Source organism: Rhodococcus sp. 06-418-5 (assembly GCF_002258285.1).
In the GTDB taxonomy this organism is placed as follows: Bacteria; Actinomycetota; Actinomycetes; order Mycobacteriales; family Mycobacteriaceae; genus Rhodococcoides.
This window is the reverse complement of record NZ_NOYE01000012.1, coordinates 500,762-518,499: the sequence shown is the minus strand read 5'-3', so window position 1 is coordinate 518,499 and position 17,738 is coordinate 500,762. Positions and strand designations below refer to the sequence as shown.

The following is a 17,738-nucleotide window of genomic DNA, read 5'->3' as shown; positions in this document are numbered from 1 at the left end:
TCAGGCTAACAATGATCGGACCAGGCAAGATGGTCGGCGTGGGTCAACCGATGCCGATATTTCCCGATCTTCTCGTCGAGTCGATCGTCGATTCGTGCCGGGACGGTGCCCGATCGATCGTCGTGATCGACGGCGCGGATGCCGCGCGGCCGGTCGAGTTCGCAACGCGCACAGCCGAACACGCCCGCTCTCGGGGCCGTCCGGCTGCCGTCGTCGACCTGCACGACTACGTCCGACCTGCGTCCATTCGATTCGAGTACTCGCGCACCGACGAATTGAGCTATCGCACACTGTGGTTCGACTACGACGCCCTCGTCAGAGAGGTCATCGCCCCACTACGCCCCGGTGGCGGAGGTCACTTCCTGCCGCGACTGTGGGATGAGGCCACCGATCGTTCGGCGCGAGCCCGCAGCGCCTCGGCAGCAACGAATCAGATAGTCCTGATCGCGGGACCGATGCTGCTCGGCCGCGGATTGGACGTCGATCTGTCGGTGCATCTACGCCTGTCCGGCAGCGCATTACGCCGCAGAACGAGCGCCGACGATCAGTGGACCTGCGCCCCGCTGCTCGAGTACTACGACGGCCTCGACCACGCGGCCGGGCGGCCGGACTTCCTGGTCCGCTGGGACCATCCCGACCGCCCGGCCCTCGAACGCAACTGATCGAAAACCGTCACCAACCGCGCTCGGCGAGACGGTGTCCGACGGGGAGGTCGTCGACATTGATTCCGACCATCGCCTCGCCGAGACCGCGCGAGACCTTGGCGAGCACATCGGGGTCGTCGAAGAACGTGGTGGCCTTGACGATCGCCTCGGCGCGTTCCTTGGGGTTGCCGGACTTGAAGATTCCCGATCCGACGAACACGCCCTCGGCACCGAGCTGCATCATCATCGCCGCGTCTGCGGGAGTGGCGATGCCGCCCGCGGTGAACAGGGTGACGGGCAGCTTGCCGGCCCGGGCGACCTCGACGACGAGGTCGTACGGGGCCTGCAGTTCTTTCGCCGCCACGTACAGCTCGTCCTCGGGAAGCGAGGTGAGGCGACGGATCTCGTCACGGATCTTGCGCATGTGCGTCGTCGCGTTCGAGACGTCGCCGGTTCCGGCCTCGCCCTTGGAGCGAATCATGGCCGCACCCTCGGTGATTCGGCGCATTGCCTCACCCAGGTTGGTGGCACCACAGACGAAGGGAACGGTGAAGTTCCACTTGTCGATGTGGTTCGCGTAGTCGGCCGGGGTGAGCACCTCGGACTCGTCGATGTAGTCGACACCGAGGCTCTGCAGGATCTGCGCTTCGACGAAGTGGCCGATGCGGGCCTTCGCCATCACCGGGATGCTGACCGAGGAGATGATGCTGTCGATCATGTCGGGATCGCTCATTCGCGACACCCCGCCCTGCGCGCGAATGTCGGCGGGGACGCGCTCGAGTGCCATGACGGCCACGGCTCCTGCGTCCTCGGCGATCTTGGCCTGATCGGCGGTGACCACGTCCATGATGACGCCGCCCTTGAGCATCTCGGCCATTCCTCGCTTGACGCGTGCGGTGCCGATTCCGTTCTCGGCCGCCCCGCCTTCGGCGGATCCAGCGGGTGTAGTGGATGCGTGTGGGGTACTCAAGCCGACTCCTGTGTTCTGGGCACCGAACCGGTGCTCCGGACTGATACACGCGACCACGCTCAGCCGCGGTAATCGAGACGATCGCACGCGGCGCGAAGTCGCGCCCAGAACTGTAGGCCTCGACGCGACTCTTTCCCATAACCACTTGACGATTGCTGGACTGCTCGAAAAGGGTCCAGATCGCTAGCGGATAGCGCGCACGTCCGGATCACCGCGTCGAGCGAGAGCCACGTTGACCTCGTCGAGCAGTTCCGCCAGGTCCTGGGGATAGACGTTCTCGCCGACCGCGCTCAGCGCACGGATGTCGGCCTCGGTGCACCACTGATGGCCGATCACGGTGCGGCGTTCGAAATCGGTGAAACCAGCACTGTGCGGTTCGAACTCCTGCGTCCGGATCGCGAAGAACAATTCTTCCGAGCGGATCAGAGTTCCGTTGAACGGGAACGTCGCAACCCGACGCCACAGCGGACCGCGCAGGTCGGCTGGAGCAATGGTCAGGCCGGTCTCCTCGTGTACCTCCCGCACCGCTGCCTCGCGGAGCGATTCGCCCTTCTCCACTGCCCCACCGATGGTGAACCAGAAGAATGTGTCGGGAACCGTCGGATCGTGTCCGCGCAGCAGCAGTACGCGACCGCGCTCGTCGAGCAGCACCACCCGCGCGGACGTTCTCGGGGTGGCACGGTTCTCGCTGCCGAACGTCGCGGCAGCAGACCGCTCGGCGATCTCGAAGTACGACGGCAGTGCCGCGGTTCCGCCGAGGTGCAACCAACGGACGGGACGTCTGACGCGCAGGGCAAGGGTGTCGCGAACTGCGTCGTTGTGAAACCGTCGTGCGATCAACACGCGGGCCTCGGCGTCGGCCAGTTCGGCGACCAGTTGCGGGGGCAAGTCGTTCGGTTCGACGACGGCCAGAGCCATGGACACCGCGTTCTCGGCCTCTTCCCGCTGTGATCGGTCGACGCGTTCGGCCCGATCGGCCAACGCAGCGAGTTCTCTGCTCGACGGGGCCGAGTCCCGGGTCGCCGCGGACACCGCGCGCGCGACGACGGCACGGCGGGCGAGTGCTGCATCGAGCGCCTGCCAGGCGAGATCGGTGCGCACGTGCAGGCGGTCGAGTCGGTTCGCCGTTCCGTAGGCCCACAGGCCGACGACGAGGATCAGTACGGCGATCAGCCCGAGTACCAGAATCGTGAGCGCTGAAAAGGTCATCAGTTCGCTGCCCGCACCTTCTGGCCCCCGAGGGTGACGGTTTCGTAGACACGCAGGATCTGCTCGGCGACGACGGGCCAGTCGTAGTTGGTGACAGCCACGGAGGCGGCGTCGACCAGACGTGCACGGACGGCATCGTCGCCGAGGATCGAGCAGACGGCGACGGCGAGGGCAGCGGAGTCGTCGATCGGAACGAGGAGTCCGCACGTGCCGTCCCGCAGGACCCGTCGGAAGGCGTCGAGTTCGCTTGCCACCACCGGTGTTCCGGCGGCCATGGCCTCGACCAGGACGATGCCGAAGCTCTCACCGCCGAGGTTCGGTGCGCAGTAGACGTCGGCGCTGCGCATCGCGGATGCCTTGGTCGCATCGTCGACCTGCCCCAGAAACGTCAGGTGCGACGCGAGTGCGCCCGCGTCCTTGCGTAGCTTGTCCTCGTCGCCACGGCCGACGATCAGGATCTCGATGTCGGGGTGGGATTCGACGAGTGTGGGCAGAGCGCCGAGCAGGACTGCCATTCCTTTGCGCGGTTCGTCGAAACGGCCGAGGAAGAGCACCGTGCGACCGGCGCGTGGATAGCCTTCCAGCACAGGGGCATCGGCGAATGCGGGCACGTCGACTCCGTTGGGGATCTCGACGGCGTCGGAGCCGAGGGCCTCGACCTGCCAGCGCCGGGCGAGTTCCGACACGGCGATACGGCCGCTGATCTTCTCGTGGTACGGACGCAGCACTCCTTGAAAGGTGCTGAGCACCAGGGACTTCGTCGTCGAGGTGTGGAAGGTCGCCACGATCGGGCCGTCCGCGGCCTTGAGCGCCAGCATCGACAGGCTCGGCGCGTTCGGTTCGTGGATGTGCAGCACGTCGAAGTCGTTGTCGGAGATCCACTTCCGGATTCGAGAATACGTGATCGGCCCGAATCGCAGCCGTGCGACGGATCCGTTGTACGGAATGGCGAGAGCCTCGCCCGCCGACACCACGAAGTCCGGTAGCTCGACGTCGTCGGACGCCGGAGCCAGGACACTGACGCGATGCCCGCGTTCGATGAACACCTCGGCCAACTGCTGAACGTGTGCTTGCACTCCACCGGGAACGTCGAACGAGTACGGGCACACCATGCCGATCTTCACGCGCCCTCGATTCGGGCGCGTCGATCGGCCGACCAGTCGCTCATCCACAACGGCTGCAGCATGTGCCAGTCCGCCGGATGGGCTCGGATTCCGGCTGCGAAATGATCGGCCAACGTCTGGGTGGCAGGCCCGACTCCGGCCGAGACATCCACTGCGGGCGAGATGTCGAATCCCCAGCCGTCGCCGTCGAAGTAACCGTGCACCGGGAGCAGCGTCGCTCCGGTGTCGATCGCGAGTTTCGCGGCGCCTGCAGGCATCCGGGTCGGTTCACCGAAGAAGGTGACCGGCACCCCGTGCTTGGCGAGGTCCCGCTCGCCGAGCAGGCAGACGACCTTGTTCTGGCGCAGTCTCTCGGATAGTGCGAGCAGAGGCGGTTGCTCGCCGCCGCTGAGCGGGAATATCTCGAAGCCGAGGCTCTCTCGATAGGCGACGAATCGCTGGTACAGGGATTCGGGCTTCAGCCGTTCGGCAACGGTGGAGAGGCCTCCGTGCGTGCGCACCAGCCACATTCCGGCCATGTCCCAATTGCCACTGTGTGGCAGAGCCAGGACCACTCCCTTACCGGCCGCGAGCGCACCCTCGAGATGTTCCTTGCCGTTCACGCACCGATCGATGACGGCGGCCTGCGCGGCCAGATCCATCGACGGCAACCGAAACGCCTCGCGCCAGTATCGAGCGTAGGAGCGCAGGCTGTCGCGAATCAGCTCGTCGGGTACCTCGGCGGGAGTGGTTCCCAGGACGCGAGCGAGATTGCGACGCAACTGATCCGGGCCGCCGTTGCGCGTCGACGCGAGGTCTGCGCCGCGATCGAACAGGCGTCGTGCCACCGGCTCGGGCAGAGACCGGACCAGGCGCCAACCGGCCGCGTAGCCGGCGTCGCTCGCTCTGTCGGAGAGATTCACGACGCGGCCACGTCGCCGTCGTCGGGTGCCGGTGCCACCGGAGGCACGATGATGTCACGGGCACCTTCGGATCCACGAACTGCGAGAACGCGCTGGAACACGGTGACGATGCTCAGGGCGGCGAGAATCCACATGGCCGGGTAGATCAGGCTGTCCAGCCACGGAATGTCGAAATGTCTTCCGACACCGGTGAGCCCAGCTCCGACCAGAACGATGACGAGGCGGTCCGGTCGTTCGATCCAACCACCGTCCGCGGACAGGCCGCTGGCCTCGGCGCGGGCTTTGGCGTACGAGATGACCTGCGAGGTGACCAGGCAGATCAGGGTGGCCACCAGCAGCAGCTTGTCCTGCTCGGAATAGACGGCCCACCAGGCCAATCCGCCGAAGATTGCACCGTCGGCCACTCGATCGCACGTCGCATCGAGGACGGCACCGTACTTGGTACCACCACCCCGAGCCCGCGCCATGGCACCGTCGAGCATGTCGAACAGGACGAACAGGGTGATGACGATCGAGCCCCACCACAGGTAGCCGGCGGGGTACATCGTGACCGCCGCGGTCACGGTGACGACGGTGCCGATGATCGTCACCGAGTTGGGGGTCAGTCCGGTGCTGTTGAGGGCGCGCCCGAGCGGGGCGGTCACCTTCGAGACCGGCGCACGGCCGAAAATGCTCAGCACGGCGCGTGCTCCTCTCGCCTGTGGTTCATTCGTTCCAGGCCGACGCCAGCAGGGCCCGAGTGTCGCGGAGCAGCTGCGGCATGACTTTTGCGCCGCTGATCACGGTGATGAAGTTCGCGTCGCCGCCCCACCGGGGCACGATGTGCTGATGCAGATGCTCGGCCAAGGACCCGCCCGCGGCAGCCCCGAGGTTGAGCCCGACGTTGAACCCGTGCGGACGTGACACTCGCTTGATGACGCGAATCATCTGCTGCGTGAAGGCCATCAGTTCCGCGCTCTCCGCGGGCGTGAGGTCTTCCAGTGCCGCGACGCGACGGTACGGCACGATCATCGCGTGGCCCGGGTTGTACGGATACAGGTTGAGGACCGCATACACCGATTCGCCTCGTGCGACGACGAGACCGTCCTCGTCGCTCATCTTGGGGATGTCGGAGAACGGCTCGTTCGACTTCGCCGAGCCCTGAGGAGCCTCGGCGATGTAGGACATCCGATGCGGCGTCCACAGTCGCTGCAGCCGATCGGGCTCACCGGCCCCGGTGACGACGATCGACTCGTCCTGTTCCGACATGATCAGCTCACTCCTGCGGGTTCGGTCTGCACGAGCTCGGCGGTCGGTGATGCGTTGTTGCGCTGGGAGATCCAGTCGGTAACGACGGTGACGGCCTGCTCCACCGGGACGCCGTTGACCTGAGTGCCGTCCCGGAATCGGAAGCTCACGGCACCGGCCTCGACGTCGCGTTCGCCGGCGAGGAGCATGAAGGGAACCTTCTGCGCCGTCTGGTTGAAGATCTTCTTCTGCATCCGGTCGTCACTGGCGTCGACCTCGGCGCGTACGCCACGCTTCTTCAGCTCGTTCACCACCGCGAACAGGTGGTCCTGGTAGACCTCGGCAACCGGGATGCCCACGACCTGGACCGGTGCGAGCCAGGCCGGGAACGCGCCCGCGTAATGCTCGGTGAGCACTCCGAAGAAGCGCTCGATGGATCCGAACAGCGCGCGGTGAATCATCACCGGGCGTTCCTTGGTTCCGCCCGAGCCGGTGTATTCGAGTTCGAAGCGTTCGGGCAGGTTGAAGTCGAGCTGAATGGTCGACATCTGCCATGTACGCCCCAGCGCATCCTTGGCCTGTACCGAGATCTTCGGTCCGTAGAACGCCGCACCACCCGGATCGGGCACCAGGTTCAGGCCCGACGCAGCCGCCACCTCGGCGAGGGTGTTGGTCGCTTCTTCCCAGACCTCGTCGCTGCCGACCGACTTCTCCGGGTTGCGAGTGGAGAGTTCGAGGTAGAAATCGTCGAGGCCGTAGTCCTTGAGCAGCCCGAGAACGAACTCGAGGGTGCTGGTGAGCTCGCCGCGCATCTGCTCGCGGGTGCAGAAGATGTGCGCGTCGTCCTGGGTCATCCCGCGCACCCGGGTCAGACCGTGGATGACGCCGGACTTCTCGTAGCGGTAGACCGAGCCGAACTCGAACAGGCGCAACGGCAGTTCACGGTACGAACGGCCGCGGGAGCGGAAGATCAGGTTGTGCATCGGGCAGTTCATCGGCTTGAGGTAGTAGTCCTGGCCGGGCTTGCGCACGTCGCCGTTCTCGTCGAGTTCGGCGTCCAGGTGCATCGCCGGGAACATGCCGTCCCGGTACCAGTCGAGGTGACCCGAGACCTCGTAGAGATGGCCCTTGGTGATGTGCGGGGTGTTGACGAACTCGTAGCCCTCTTCGATGTGCCGCTGGCGGGAGTAGTTCTCCAGCTCGTTGCGGATCACACCACCCTTCGGATGGAACACCGGAAGACCGGAGCCCAGTTCGTCGGGAAAGCTGAACAGGTCCAGCTCGGATCCGAGCTTGCGGTGATCGCGACGCTCCGCCTCGGCCAGCAGTTCGAGATGCGCATCGAGCGCTTCGGCGGACTCCCATGCCGTTCCGTAGATGCGCTGCAGGCCTGCATTGTCCTGATTGCCGCGCCAGTAGGCGGCCGAACTGCGGGTGAGCTTGAACGCGGGCACGTACTTGGTGGTGGGGATGTGCGGTCCGCGGCACAGATCGCCCCAGATGCGCTCGCCGGTCCGGGGATTGAGATTGTCGTAGGCGGTCAGCTCTCCCCCGCCGACCTCCATGACCTCGGGATCATCGATGCCGGATTTGTCGTCGATCAGCTCGAGCTTGTACGGCTCGTTCGCCAACTCCTCACGGGCCTGCTCCACCGACTCGTACACCCGACGCGAGAAACGTTGTCCGGCCTTGACGATCTGCTTCATCTTCTTCTCGAGGGCTGTCAGATCCTCGGGAGTGAACGGCTGCTGGACGTCGAAGTCGTAGTAGAAGCCATCCTTGATGAACGGTCCGATGCCCAGCTTGGCGTCGGGAAAGAGATCCTGAACGGCCTGCGCCAGCACGTGCGCAGCCGAGTGCCTGATGACGCTTCGTCCGTCCTCGGTGTTCGCCGGAACGGGCTCGACCTCGGTGTCGCCCTGCGGTGCCCATGACAGGTCACGGAGCTTGCCGTCGGGATCGCGCACGACGACGATCGCGTCGGGTCCCTTGTTGGGCAGGCCGGTGTCGCGGAGCGCCGTACCTGCCGTGGTTCCGGCCGGCACCATGATGCGGGCGGGCGAAACAGCGGCGACAACGGGCATGCTCACAGCGATGTACTCCTCGATCGGTTCTTCTGGCCAGGAAGGCCTCCGACAGCCTATCGGCATCGGTCCACTCGATTGGCCTCAGCGCGACGCGTGACGTCAGATCGGGCTTTCGAGCCACGTCCAGTCGAGCCCGATCCAGCCTCCGACCAACGCGAACGTTCCCAGCAGCCACAGCGTGGCCAGCACGACCACGGTGGTGAACAGAACGCCGAGGCCCTTGACGAACATCGATTGCCTGGAGAACCACGCCATGAATGCGTCGTATCTCTTGCGGACGAACCGCAGCGCACTCTTGGCCCACGCGAATTCCGAGGCCAGGATGCCCAGACCCGCGAACACGATCAGCCACCCGGGCCCCGGGTACGGAATGGCGAGTACACCCAGCACCAGCACGACTGTTCCGACGACACCGATCGTTATCCGGTACGCGAGATCGAGCGACTTGTTCTCGGCGATGCGCGCCCGGAAGCGCCGATGCTTCACCTTGGCTGTGTCCATCGGACCCTGGTCGTCGACGGCCTGCGGCTTCGTCTCTTCGGTGCTCACCGACCCAGGTTACCGGCCTCGAGCGCAAGAAGGCCCACACCGACGAGCGGTGCGGGCCTTCTTTTCTGTGGTCCCGGCTGGGATCGAACCAGCGACCTTCCGCGTGTGAAGCGGACGCTCTCCCACTGAGCCACGGGACCGAACGAGGCAAAACATTAACACGAGGTGCCGCGGCGAACCGAATCGCCTGCCCGAGCACCGAACCCACGGCCACAGCGCCCGGGCAATGCCGTCACGCCACTGCTTTCACATCGTTCACAGGCGCTGAACGTGCGAATTCTGCAGCTGACCACGAGATTTGTGAGTTTCACTCCCGTTGGGTTAATGTTTTCCCCGCACCACGGAGACAACAACTGCCCAGCAGTGAGCGCCTCCGGGGTATGCGGATGTGGCGCAGTGGTAGCGCATCACCTTGCCAAGGTGAGGGTCGCGGGTTCGAATCCCGTCATCCGCTCGAGGGTCTCGACCCATGGTGGAGTGGCCGAGTGGTGAGGCAACGGCCTGCAAAGCCGTGCACACGGGTTCGATTCCCGTCTCCACCTCGCTAGTGCATCGATTGCGAGATCGATGCGAGGACATGCGCGATTAGCTCAGCGGGAGAGCGCTTCCCTGACACGGAAGAGGTCACTGGTTCAATCCCAGTATCGCGCACCACAGAAATACCAAGTCAGGCCCCCTTTCGAGGGGGCCTTTCTTGCGTCGTGAACTGGTCGTGAACTCCCCCGCTGCATCCTCGTATTCAACGGTGAGCGAACGTTACCGGCGTGTCGATTCGTGCACCGCCGCGCCGAACACGAAACAATTGAGTAGCCGCTGCACGGCAGATTGGAACACTCATGGCACTGCACCACTTCGACGTCGAGGCGTCCGAGCGGCTACCCGGCAACCTCACCGAGCGCGCCAACGCCATTCATTGCGCAATGCTCACCGACCTCGGCATGACGGGCGGGTCCGCATTACGACGACGCAACGCAACCCCCGTCGATGGCCGACCGGGGATGCTCTCCTGGCATTACGAGTTCACGACGTCCGACTAGTTGTGACAGAGCGAACGCACGCGGGTGGCAGTTTAGGTCTTTCGCCTTTATGTTCGACAGAAAGCGCCGTATGATTCTGCATGCGACCAATCGGTCGGTTCACGCTAGGGGCAGGAGTTCCCACATGACAGAGCCTTCGAGCAACAACGCCGAGATCGAGCAACTCCACGAGACCATTCGACTGCTAACGAGTCGCGTCGAGGATTGCGAGCGTCGCCTCGATAAGCGCGACCGCGACGATAACAGTGCATCGGCGGCCATGATTGGCTTCTGACGCCGTGTTCACGCTAATAGCGTCGGGTATCGCACTCATCGCAGTAATCACTGCGGCGTGCCTAACACGAAACGCCACAAGGTATTCGGCGAACCTACAGGCCGAGCAACGGGTGCGTGATGCCGAGTTGACGACACTGAACGAGTTCGGTGACGCCATGCTGGCAGCGTTTACGACGGTGCAGTCCTACGTGCTGTCCGTGCCCGAGGACGAGCGGTTGCGAACCACTTTGACCACGCGTGACTGGCAAGTCGTTCTACCCCAAGTAGAGCCGCCACTCGTAGCGATTCAGCGAGCCGAGTATCTAGCTCTCGCACTGCCGTGGACGGACGTTGTCGAGGCCCACAAGGCAGCACACGACGTTCTAATGGCAACCGTGGTGCAGTCAACCGACGGCACAGACCCATGGAGTACCGCACTCAACAAGGACGAGAACGTTCTCATGCGGGCTATGAACATCGTCGGGACCAAACGGCGGGAATTGCTCCGCACCTACCCAACTTCCGTTACCAAGGTGTAAAGCACGACACCGCCCCGGTCTCATACGAGGCCGGGGCGGTGTTGTGTGACAGTGCGGTGACACGAGTGTGACACCGCTACGCGGGGCCTATGCGGCGGCGTCGAGGTCGAGCTTGACGATGCCGTTGGGCTTGTAGACGTCGAGGCCGAACCGGCCCTCGGTACGTGCGCGCACCTGGTTGCGTGAGAAATCGTCGCCAACGCCGCTCGACCACTGTGTGCGGGTGTTGCCGTCACCGGTGACCGCCAATGCGCCGAGGTCGAACAGGATGCCGGTGCCGACGGGTGCCACGTTGCTCACCGCGATACGCAGGCCCCACAGGCGTTGTGCGGCCCGATCGACCGGGATACCGCTACCGAGGTCGGGTGTGCCGTCGGCACGGCGCGAGAGTTCCAACGCCTCCCATGCCAGCGGGTGCAGGATGATGCCGCCGCCCTTGTACCCGAGCAATTCCAACGCCGTGATGCCCTTACGCACGGTGGTGGTGGCATCGTCGGTGAACGCCTGCGTGAGCACGCCCGAGGTTTCGAGGATGCCGGTCAGGTTCTCACCGGTGCCGTCGCCGCCGATCACCTGGCCCTCGACGGCCCTTTCGAGGCCGTACTGCATTTCGGTCTGTACGAACCCCTGCAAGCTCTGATTGTCGAGCAACCAATACTCGGGGGTCGGTTCGGACACATGGGCAATGACGGTTAGCTTGCCGTCGATGCTCGTCAGGCCGTACTTCGACTCGGGCTTGAGCTGGCCCACGGCCACCGGGGCGGCCTTGTTGTCGCGCACCGTCTGGCGCAGATATTGGTACTGCACGGGGCGTTGCTTGAACGGGAGAATGGCCAACGCCGAGTTGGCGATGCGGCCCTGTTCGTAAATTGTGGTGTCGAGGGGTGTGCCGGTGATGACGTCACCGCTCGACGCCAGGGCCTTGGCCCCGCTCAGGTCGGCCATTTTCGAGGCAATGTTGATCGTGGCGGCCTTGGCGCGGAAATTGAGGCGTGCGTCGGCGTCGGTGGCCGCACCGCCCCCGCCTCGGTTGCCGTGGAAATCGTCGCCGTCGGCGGGTACGCCGGTGCCGGGGGTGCGGATCATGCCGCCGAACTTGGCCATGACCGCCGCCGATTCCTTGACCTTGGCGGCGGTGGCGTCGAGCTTGTCGATTGCCCCGGCGGCGGCCTTGAGGGCGGCCTGTTCGTCGTCGTCGAGTTCGCGTTCCTCGGACTTGGCAACGGTCACAAGGTCACCGCCGAGGGTCAACAGGCGGGCCTTGGCCTCGTCGACGTTGCCCTGCGTGCCTGCCTCGGCCTTGGCCGAGAGGTCGAGTAGTTTCTTGATTTTCATGCGGATCGGCCCCCTTTCGTGGGACTCACTGCGCCAGCGAAACACGTTGGTGCACAAACGGACTTGTGAGCCTCACGACGGGGTGTTCTCGGCGGGCGGGCGGTTGTCCGCTGGCCCGTGCCGACGATCACGACGTTGGCGAGGGTGACCCGAGGGCGGTTGGTTGGCCTGGTCGGCGTCACGAGGTCGACGATACACAACGAGAGCCGTTGCAGTGCAACGGCTCTCGTGTCCCTAGGGGTAACGTTCCCCTACAAGGGAACGGGTACCGGGGCGAACTTGGCGGCGGTGAAATAGTCATCCCACGCCTTGACCGACGGCCCCGTGGCCGGTGCCTTGACGGCCACCACCGAGGTCTCACGGTTGGCCCCGACGGGTACGAGGGACACCTCGTGCACGTGCAACTCGTCGAGGGACTTGTACGAACCGAGGCGGGGGTCACCCTTGACCGGTCGGGTGCGCACCTCGTCGTAGGCAAACGAGAGTTGCGATAGCCGCCGCCCCTTGACGAGGCGGTACACCTGCTCACCGGTCTCGGTATCGAGGTCGAGGCGGCCATGCACCTTGAGGCCCCGTTCGTCCTCGACCATCGACACCACGCCGCCGACGTTCATGTGCGGGTTCTTCGAGTCGTGGCCGTACAGGATCGGCACCGTGTTGCCCGAGGCCGACCATTTCGCAATCGACTTGGTGAACGCCCCGCGTTGCACGACGTCGCCGTAACTGTCGACGTTGCCGAACACCGAGGCGTAGGCGATGAACTCATCCTGGGCCAGATTGTCCGCTGGCCCCGCCTTGACCTTGCCTACGTCGATTCCCTTGTGACTCATCGCCATATCGCCTCGTTCCAGTGTGCTGCCGCTAATGCCGTAACGCCCGCTGAACCCCTAGACGCTCCACGTCGTTCTCTGGGCCAGCCCGACGCAAAACAGCAGCCTCTCGTTGCTTGTGCCGACAATCCTGCGTACCGAGACGCGGGAGCCTCCCTGCTGGCTGATCATCCGCAGGGAGGTCACCTGACAGCCGCCCACACCCTCAAGTGTGAGCGGCTAGATGGCGTGGGTTGCATCGGGTCAGCGGGAGAACTGGGAGCGGTCACTGGGAGCATCAATGACACAGGGCGAAGCTCCGTTCGGTTCAATAACAGTCCGCAAGGCCGATTTCATACGTGTCCTGGGTGCGTCAAAACGTCATCAATTCTGGGGCAAATTGCAACACTTTGTTGAAATACGCAACACCGAAATCTGTTGCTCTGCAACATGTATAGTCGGGCACGCGATAGGGAAATCCACGTTAAGCCCATATTGGGCCGGACGTTGAACGGACTAATGAGTGACCGAATATCTGACCCCCAGCGAAGCGGCCGTGAAAGCTCGCTGCTCAAGAATGTTCATCTACGACGCATTACTCACCGGCGAACTCAAAGGGTTCCAACGCAAGAAGCCGAAAGGGCGCTGGCTCATCGACCCCGCCGAACTGGACAAGTGGATACGCCTTGGAAATTGACACCTCCAACCAGTACGTGACCCCCCAACGAGGTTGTCGCCCTGGCCGGCTGCGACCTCGAATACGTCTACAAAGCCCCCTGGTCGCGCGACCTGATCGGCTACCGCCGCATGCACAAAGCCGTTGGATCATCGAACGCCCCGAAGTCACACGATGGCTTGTAGGCGACGGCTCAAGCTGAATCATTCAAATGACTGACAAAACCCGGGTCGAACCCGAATGACGGTTATGCCTTGCACCCCAAACAGTAAAGGACTCCCCTTGAGAACCATTGCAGCCATCATCGCCGCAACACTCACCGCACTCTTCGGAGCAGTCGCAGCCTCCGCCACACCCGTCAACACACCCGGATCAAGCCAAATCCAAACCACCCCAGTCGCCCTCCCACCAGGTGACACCATCGAAGTACGAAGTGGCATCGGCGCAGCCGCGGGCGTCATCCTCGGCGGTTTGGCCGGTCAACCCTTCTTCGTGATCGGCGCAGTTCCCGGTGCGATCATCGGCGGCTTGCCTGGCGCTGGCATCGGTGCAGCATCATGGAACATCGCCAACGCATACAGTTGAAATCGGTCGTGACGCACCGACCTCGCGTAACGGATACTCTCCACCCTGACCGTGTGCACCCTCCCCGCTCACACGGTCAGGTTGCCCCGCATGATCACCCCGTGCGACACCACCCCTGGTGAGGTGGACAAAGTAAGACGCAGATTCCATACATCTGTGATCGACTTTTCGTTTCATGCCCCCGAATGTCCAGGTCGTGGAAGCATCGCACCTGTAGGTCGGGACCGACACCTTGGAGCAGCACCATGAACAGAACAGCGACCCGGGCAGTCCTCGCCGCAGCCTTTGCGGCATCCCTCGCCTTTTTCGCCGCAGCGCCGGCTTCAGCAGCGCCCGGAGATGTAACTGCAGAATTCACTTCTCCCACCAACATCATCACAGCTACCTTCGCAAACGGTTCAGATCAGCCCATCGTTTGCGAGTGGCTTGTTCTCGCCGATCCCTACGTTCCCGGCGCGCCCGTTGCGCTAGAGGACATACTGTCCGGTGGCTCACTTCCCGCTGTTCCCGTAGGGCAGTCTGAATCCCAGAACTCAACTGAGCTACCTGTCGGCGAAGAGGTGTTCGTCGAGTGGTCATGTGGTGATGGACCAGGTGGTGGCCCCTTTACAGAGGTTTGGGGTTCACCGATAGTAGATAAAGTTCCCCCGGGAAACTTCCAACCCACTGACTCCGCGACGACCATTGCAGTCGGCTCCACGCCTGATGAGACGTGCACAGGTTCGGTATGTCTACCTACCGGATCATTTGGTTTCTGAATGCCCGATCCTTGACCAGGGGCTTGCCTCAGCCTTCACTGCTCACCTCGACCTTGGATGAGGCGGATTTTGTTCTGTACGGGTCTGGGCTTTCGGAGTAGCAGCCGGCCAGCCGTATGCCTGGGGATACGTACAGACCATTTTCCGCCTCGATCAAGGTCGAAGGAAGCCCACCGAGAACGACTGCCGCCCCAGCCCACGAGTTGCCTACCCTTCGTTAACGGTCAGTTTCTGTCTCGTTGCAGTGGCTACGAGAGCGCGGTCAAACGCCGGGCTTGGGCTCCGGTTTAGGCTTGCTCTGGTCTGGTCCAATCGCCTCAGTTTCGCTCGGAAATAGATTCTTGCGAAGACTCGCCTGAGTATCCTCGTCGCTGTCGGCCAATAGTGACCAAGCATTCCAGACAAGGCCCGCAGCATCGAACCGCGTGTTGGTGTTACCTGCTGCACTTCCCGTCTCGAACGACAACTTGAGCGGCTTAGTACCGCCTACCAACGCGACAGCCCTGCTCACGACCGCTGACTTTTCCAGCGATGATTCGATACGAGACAGGGCCTTGCTGCTCGCGATGCTACGACTGTCGTTCGACGCCACACTCACGGTGTTGTTCGAGTCTGCAGCATCCACTTGGACTAATTGGATATCAGCATTGACCGAGCGATTGCTCAATCGCGAAATAGTAGGAGGGGGCGTAACTGACAACCCTTCTCCAGCCGGGGACGTTGACGCTTTATCCATTAGCCATGCTTGATGTCCAGCACCTCGCAGCGAAAGAAGTCCGTCCTCAACTTGCCATAGGAAGGGATCAATTTTCTGATCTATTCTATGCGTTACCCTAATTGCACATGCCCGCGCTGCAAGCTTGGGTAGAGCCGCTGGCACAAGTAGCTGCAGCTTGGGCTGGTCACCTACTAGATTAAGTCCTGAGAAGGTCCCCAGGTCAACGGCATTTCCGAGCCGCTTCCAGAAGTCGGAAACATCCACCGGAACTATATCCATGAGCTCCCGCATAAGTTCTGATGTGATTTTGTCTCCGAGAGAGGAAACGCCACCTGGAAATTCCAGTGCGGATGCTCCGCTACTCACCCACGCCGCCTCAAGAAGATGCGTAAACTGCGAGGCAGTCGGCGCATTGAGGATATCTTGCACGGTTTCGAGCGCTGCCGCCGTCCTACTGGCGTCCGCGTCAAGCGCACCGCTAAAACCATCGTTGACCAGTACAGCGGCATTCGCCGCCTCATCCGCCTCCAGGAGGCCTTGACCGCCGCGAATTACATAGGACGAGAACAGGCGACCCGTAGCCGTCGCGTCGACTGTGGAGAAGTTTGATATTGCCTGCAAGCTAGTCACCAAGGCGTGACTACTGAAGGCCGCAGAGTCTAAAGAACTTGAGTCGACATCGATTGCGCCAGAGTCATTCTGGACCGGATCTTCGGCAACCGCGACATCCTGCGCGCTGTAGTCGGCAAGGAGTGAGCTGAGGTGCAAAAAGATTGGTTCGCGGTCTTTGAGTGCATTTACATCGTCTTCCAACTCACTGGCTAACGCACTTGCCCGCAGAAAAACTGGTCGGTTTTTGTTGGCGCTCCGCTCGGGCCACTCAACCACGAAATCAGGTAAATACGTGTGGTTGAAATTTGATGTCATTACAATGCGCGCCCTACCGTCTGCGGTCGAGAGCGTATCGGCTGCAATTCTTTTTAGCTCCCGAATTGATTCATTCGGGTCTTCGATCCTAGAAGCGGCTGAGATCTGTTCCATTGGACTCGACATCAGGATACCTCGCTCTGCGTGATGTACTGCTCGATGACTCCGTGATGCTCACTAGTCAAAACGAGATTTTCTATCTGCTTTTCGGATAGGATCAATATCCAGAGCCTCTTCGAAACCTCTGCAACAATCTCGTCGTCAATCTCCGCGGCAGGGTTTTCACTTTCCTTGAAATTATAGGTCGGATGCTTAAGCACCGCCTCTTTTATCTTTTCCGGTTTAGTCTGCTGGTCCCATATGGTGACATTGAACGGGGCGAATGCAATCCACAGAAAGTTGTCAGCAAGAGTATGCCCCAGGCTTACAGCCCGGTAACACGCACAGAGAAACTTGACGTAATGAGTGCCTTGATCTTGGGCAGTATCGTAATTCTTACACTCGGCGAGAAAAGTTTGATTGTCGATCGATTCGCCTCGAAAATAGCCACCGAGATCGAAAGAGAATGTCTTGCTTGTTCCGACCGGCTGCGCTTTTTTGAGCGTCAGTTTCGAAACTGCCGCCTCGTCTGGGTTCATCCAGGGGACCTTGACTCGCGTCGTCCGCTCCAACCAGACTCGGGCCAGGCGCGCACCTTCGCGACCCTTCTCCTGCGTCGCTTCTCCCACCATGGTGCTTGTGAACTCCCTTGCCTCGCCCTCGTTAGCGATGAAGCCTACATACAGTCAGCCCAAGTGCCGGTGGAAGGCCTCAAAGACCACGGCCACCACAGATACGGAAGTTTTGAACCCGTCGCACTAAAGACGGCCCTCGGTCAGGGCGCGCCGGGCACACTCCTCAAAGGTGATACCGCCACGGATGCCTTGCTACTTATCGAGATCGTCAGTCCAGTTGTCGTTGCCTAGGCGGGCCAGACGGTCAGCCCTCAACATGTCGAACGACTCAGCGTCGATACGGCGCACGATGCGGAGGGTGGCATCGATCTGGCCGTGAGCCTTTGTCTTGCCGAACTCGTCACTCGCCGCTTCTGCACGGTCCCAATCATTGAAGTAAATGCCCGCATCCTGAATAGATGCAGCCAGGATTGCTTCGAGGGCGGTGTTCTCGTTGATTGCCATGCTTGGACGCTACTGGATCGCACCGACACAGAAGGTCGTCCCGGTGAATCAATCTTCACCGGCGTTGCAGCATCAAGCTGACGGAAGCTAACGACTCGGTCAGGGCTGCCGTAGGCGTTGGGGCGTGGGGATCAGTCTCAGGGCGGGTAAACCGCCTTGCCGCAGGTCAGCGGACTTGTGTGTCCTTCTGACCTGCGGTGTGGGCTGGT

At 62.5% G+C, this 17,738-nt stretch carries 19 protein-coding genes and 4 tRNA genes; 9 read left to right on the top strand and 14 right to left on the bottom strand.

The window, feature by feature from the left end:
- Positions 1-50: 50 nt before the first annotated feature.
- Positions 51-662 (top strand): hypothetical protein, encoded by a 612-nt coding sequence (locus CH274_RS08155; RefSeq protein ID WP_052050498.1) that lies wholly within the window; start codon positions 51-53, stop codon positions 660-662.
- Positions 663-672: 10 nt separating this feature from the next.
- Here the strand turns inward: CH274_RS08155 and pdxS are convergent, their stop codons facing one another.
- The 9 genes from pdxS to CH274_RS08110 all read right to left on the bottom strand — a co-directional run bounded on the left by pdxS (position 673) and on the right by CH274_RS08110 (position 8,852).
- Positions 673-1,614, bottom strand: coding sequence for a pyridoxal 5'-phosphate synthase lyase subunit PdxS (pdxS, locus tag CH274_RS08150; protein ID WP_082073976.1), 942 nt, complete (start codon positions 1,612-1,614; stop codon positions 673-675).
- A 183-nt stretch (positions 1,615-1,797) separates the two neighbouring features.
- On the bottom strand, positions 1,798-2,823 hold the full coding sequence (locus CH274_RS08145) for an NUDIX hydrolase (RefSeq protein WP_094657100.1): 1,026 nt from the start codon (positions 2,821-2,823) through the stop codon (positions 1,798-1,800).
- Positions 2,823-3,947: a glycosyltransferase family 4 protein gene (locus tag CH274_RS08140; protein WP_094657099.1), complete on the bottom strand. Its 1,125-nt coding sequence runs from the start codon at positions 3,945-3,947 to the stop codon at positions 2,823-2,825. The genes CH274_RS08145 and CH274_RS08140 overlap by 1 nt, the downstream gene beginning before the upstream one ends.
- Entirely contained in the window at positions 3,944-4,849 is a 906-nt protein-coding gene (locus tag CH274_RS08135) for a phosphatidylinositol mannoside acyltransferase (protein WP_094657098.1), read from the bottom strand. The genes CH274_RS08140 and CH274_RS08135 overlap by 4 nt, the downstream gene beginning before the upstream one ends.
- The gene (gene pgsA / locus CH274_RS08130; protein ID WP_032397954.1) at positions 4,846-5,529 is read right to left on the bottom strand and encodes a phosphatidylinositol phosphate synthase; all 684 of its coding nucleotides are present in this window, start codon (positions 5,527-5,529) and stop codon (positions 4,846-4,848) included. The genes CH274_RS08135 and pgsA overlap by 4 nt, the downstream gene beginning before the upstream one ends.
- A gap of 25 nt (positions 5,530-5,554) precedes the next feature.
- The gene (locus CH274_RS08125) at positions 5,555-6,097 is read right to left on the bottom strand and encodes an HIT family protein (protein ID WP_032397953.1); all 543 of its coding nucleotides are present in this window, start codon (positions 6,095-6,097) and stop codon (positions 5,555-5,557) included.
- Positions 6,098-6,099: 2 nt separating this feature from the next.
- Positions 6,100-8,160, bottom strand: coding sequence for a threonine--tRNA ligase (gene thrS, locus CH274_RS08120; RefSeq protein WP_094657097.1), 2,061 nt, complete (start codon positions 8,158-8,160; stop codon positions 6,100-6,102).
- A gap of 102 nt (positions 8,161-8,262) precedes the next feature.
- A complete protein-coding gene (locus CH274_RS08115; RefSeq protein ID WP_094657275.1) occupies positions 8,263-8,664 on the bottom strand; it encodes a TIGR02611 family protein in 402 nt (133 codons plus the stop codon).
- Positions 8,665-8,780: 116 nt separating this feature from the next.
- Positions 8,781-8,852: transfer RNA gene (locus CH274_RS08110), tRNA-Val, on the bottom strand.
- Positions 8,853-9,094: 242 nt separating this feature from the next.
- Here CH274_RS08110 and CH274_RS08105 point away from each other — a divergent pair.
- The 6 genes from CH274_RS08105 to CH274_RS08080 all read left to right on the top strand — a co-directional run bounded on the left by CH274_RS08105 (position 9,095) and on the right by CH274_RS08080 (position 10,543).
- Positions 9,095-9,166 (top strand) — tRNA-Gly (locus tag CH274_RS08105).
- A 17-nt stretch (positions 9,167-9,183) separates the two neighbouring features.
- Positions 9,184-9,254: transfer RNA gene (locus CH274_RS08100), tRNA-Cys, on the top strand.
- Between the two features lie 37 nt (positions 9,255-9,291).
- Positions 9,292-9,366: transfer RNA gene (locus CH274_RS08095), tRNA-Val, on the top strand.
- 182 nt (positions 9,367-9,548) lie between these two features.
- Positions 9,549-9,749, top strand: a complete 201-nt coding sequence (locus tag CH274_RS08090; RefSeq protein WP_094657096.1) for a hypothetical protein — start codon at positions 9,549-9,551, stop codon at positions 9,747-9,749.
- A 124-nt stretch (positions 9,750-9,873) separates the two neighbouring features.
- The gene (locus CH274_RS29120; protein WP_179275664.1) at positions 9,874-10,023 is read left to right on the top strand and encodes a hypothetical protein; all 150 of its coding nucleotides are present in this window, start codon (positions 9,874-9,876) and stop codon (positions 10,021-10,023) included.
- Between the two features lie 112 nt (positions 10,024-10,135).
- Positions 10,136-10,543: a hypothetical protein gene (locus CH274_RS08080; protein WP_143546538.1), complete on the top strand. Its 408-nt coding sequence runs from the start codon at positions 10,136-10,138 to the stop codon at positions 10,541-10,543.
- Between the two features lie 87 nt (positions 10,544-10,630).
- Here the strand turns inward: CH274_RS08080 and CH274_RS08075 are convergent, their stop codons facing one another.
- Positions 10,631-11,878, bottom strand: coding sequence for a phage major capsid protein (locus CH274_RS08075; RefSeq protein ID WP_094657093.1), 1,248 nt, complete (start codon positions 11,876-11,878; stop codon positions 10,631-10,633).
- A 251-nt stretch (positions 11,879-12,129) separates the two neighbouring features.
- The gene (locus CH274_RS08070) at positions 12,130-12,708 is read right to left on the bottom strand and encodes an HK97 family phage prohead protease (protein WP_179275663.1); all 579 of its coding nucleotides are present in this window, start codon (positions 12,706-12,708) and stop codon (positions 12,130-12,132) included.
- Between the two features lie 502 nt (positions 12,709-13,210).
- Between CH274_RS08070 and CH274_RS08065 the strand changes: the two genes are divergently transcribed.
- Positions 13,211-13,384 carry a helix-turn-helix domain-containing protein gene (locus CH274_RS08065; RefSeq protein WP_143546537.1) on the top strand — a complete coding sequence of 58 codons (174 nt, stop codon included), beginning with the start codon at positions 13,211-13,213 and terminating at the stop codon, positions 13,382-13,384.
- A gap of 261 nt (positions 13,385-13,645) precedes the next feature.
- A complete protein-coding gene (locus tag CH274_RS08060) occupies positions 13,646-13,948 on the top strand; it encodes a hypothetical protein (RefSeq protein ID WP_094657090.1) in 303 nt (100 codons plus the stop codon).
- Positions 13,949-14,968: 1,020 nt separating this feature from the next.
- Here CH274_RS08060 and CH274_RS08055 read toward each other — a convergent pair.
- The 3 genes from CH274_RS08055 to CH274_RS08045 all read right to left on the bottom strand — a co-directional run bounded on the left by CH274_RS08055 (position 14,969) and on the right by CH274_RS08045 (position 17,529).
- Positions 14,969-16,465 (bottom strand): hypothetical protein, encoded by a 1,497-nt coding sequence (locus CH274_RS08055; protein ID WP_143546536.1) that lies wholly within the window; start codon positions 16,463-16,465, stop codon positions 14,969-14,971.
- An 11-nt stretch (positions 16,466-16,476) separates the two neighbouring features.
- The gene (locus CH274_RS08050) at positions 16,477-17,082 is read right to left on the bottom strand and encodes a hypothetical protein (RefSeq protein WP_094657088.1); all 606 of its coding nucleotides are present in this window, start codon (positions 17,080-17,082) and stop codon (positions 16,477-16,479) included.
- Positions 17,083-17,277: 195 nt separating this feature from the next.
- Positions 17,278-17,529 carry a hypothetical protein gene (locus CH274_RS08045; protein WP_094657087.1) on the bottom strand — a complete coding sequence of 84 codons (252 nt, stop codon included), beginning with the start codon at positions 17,527-17,529 and terminating at the stop codon, positions 17,278-17,280.
- Between the last annotated feature and the right edge of the window lie 209 nt (positions 17,530-17,738).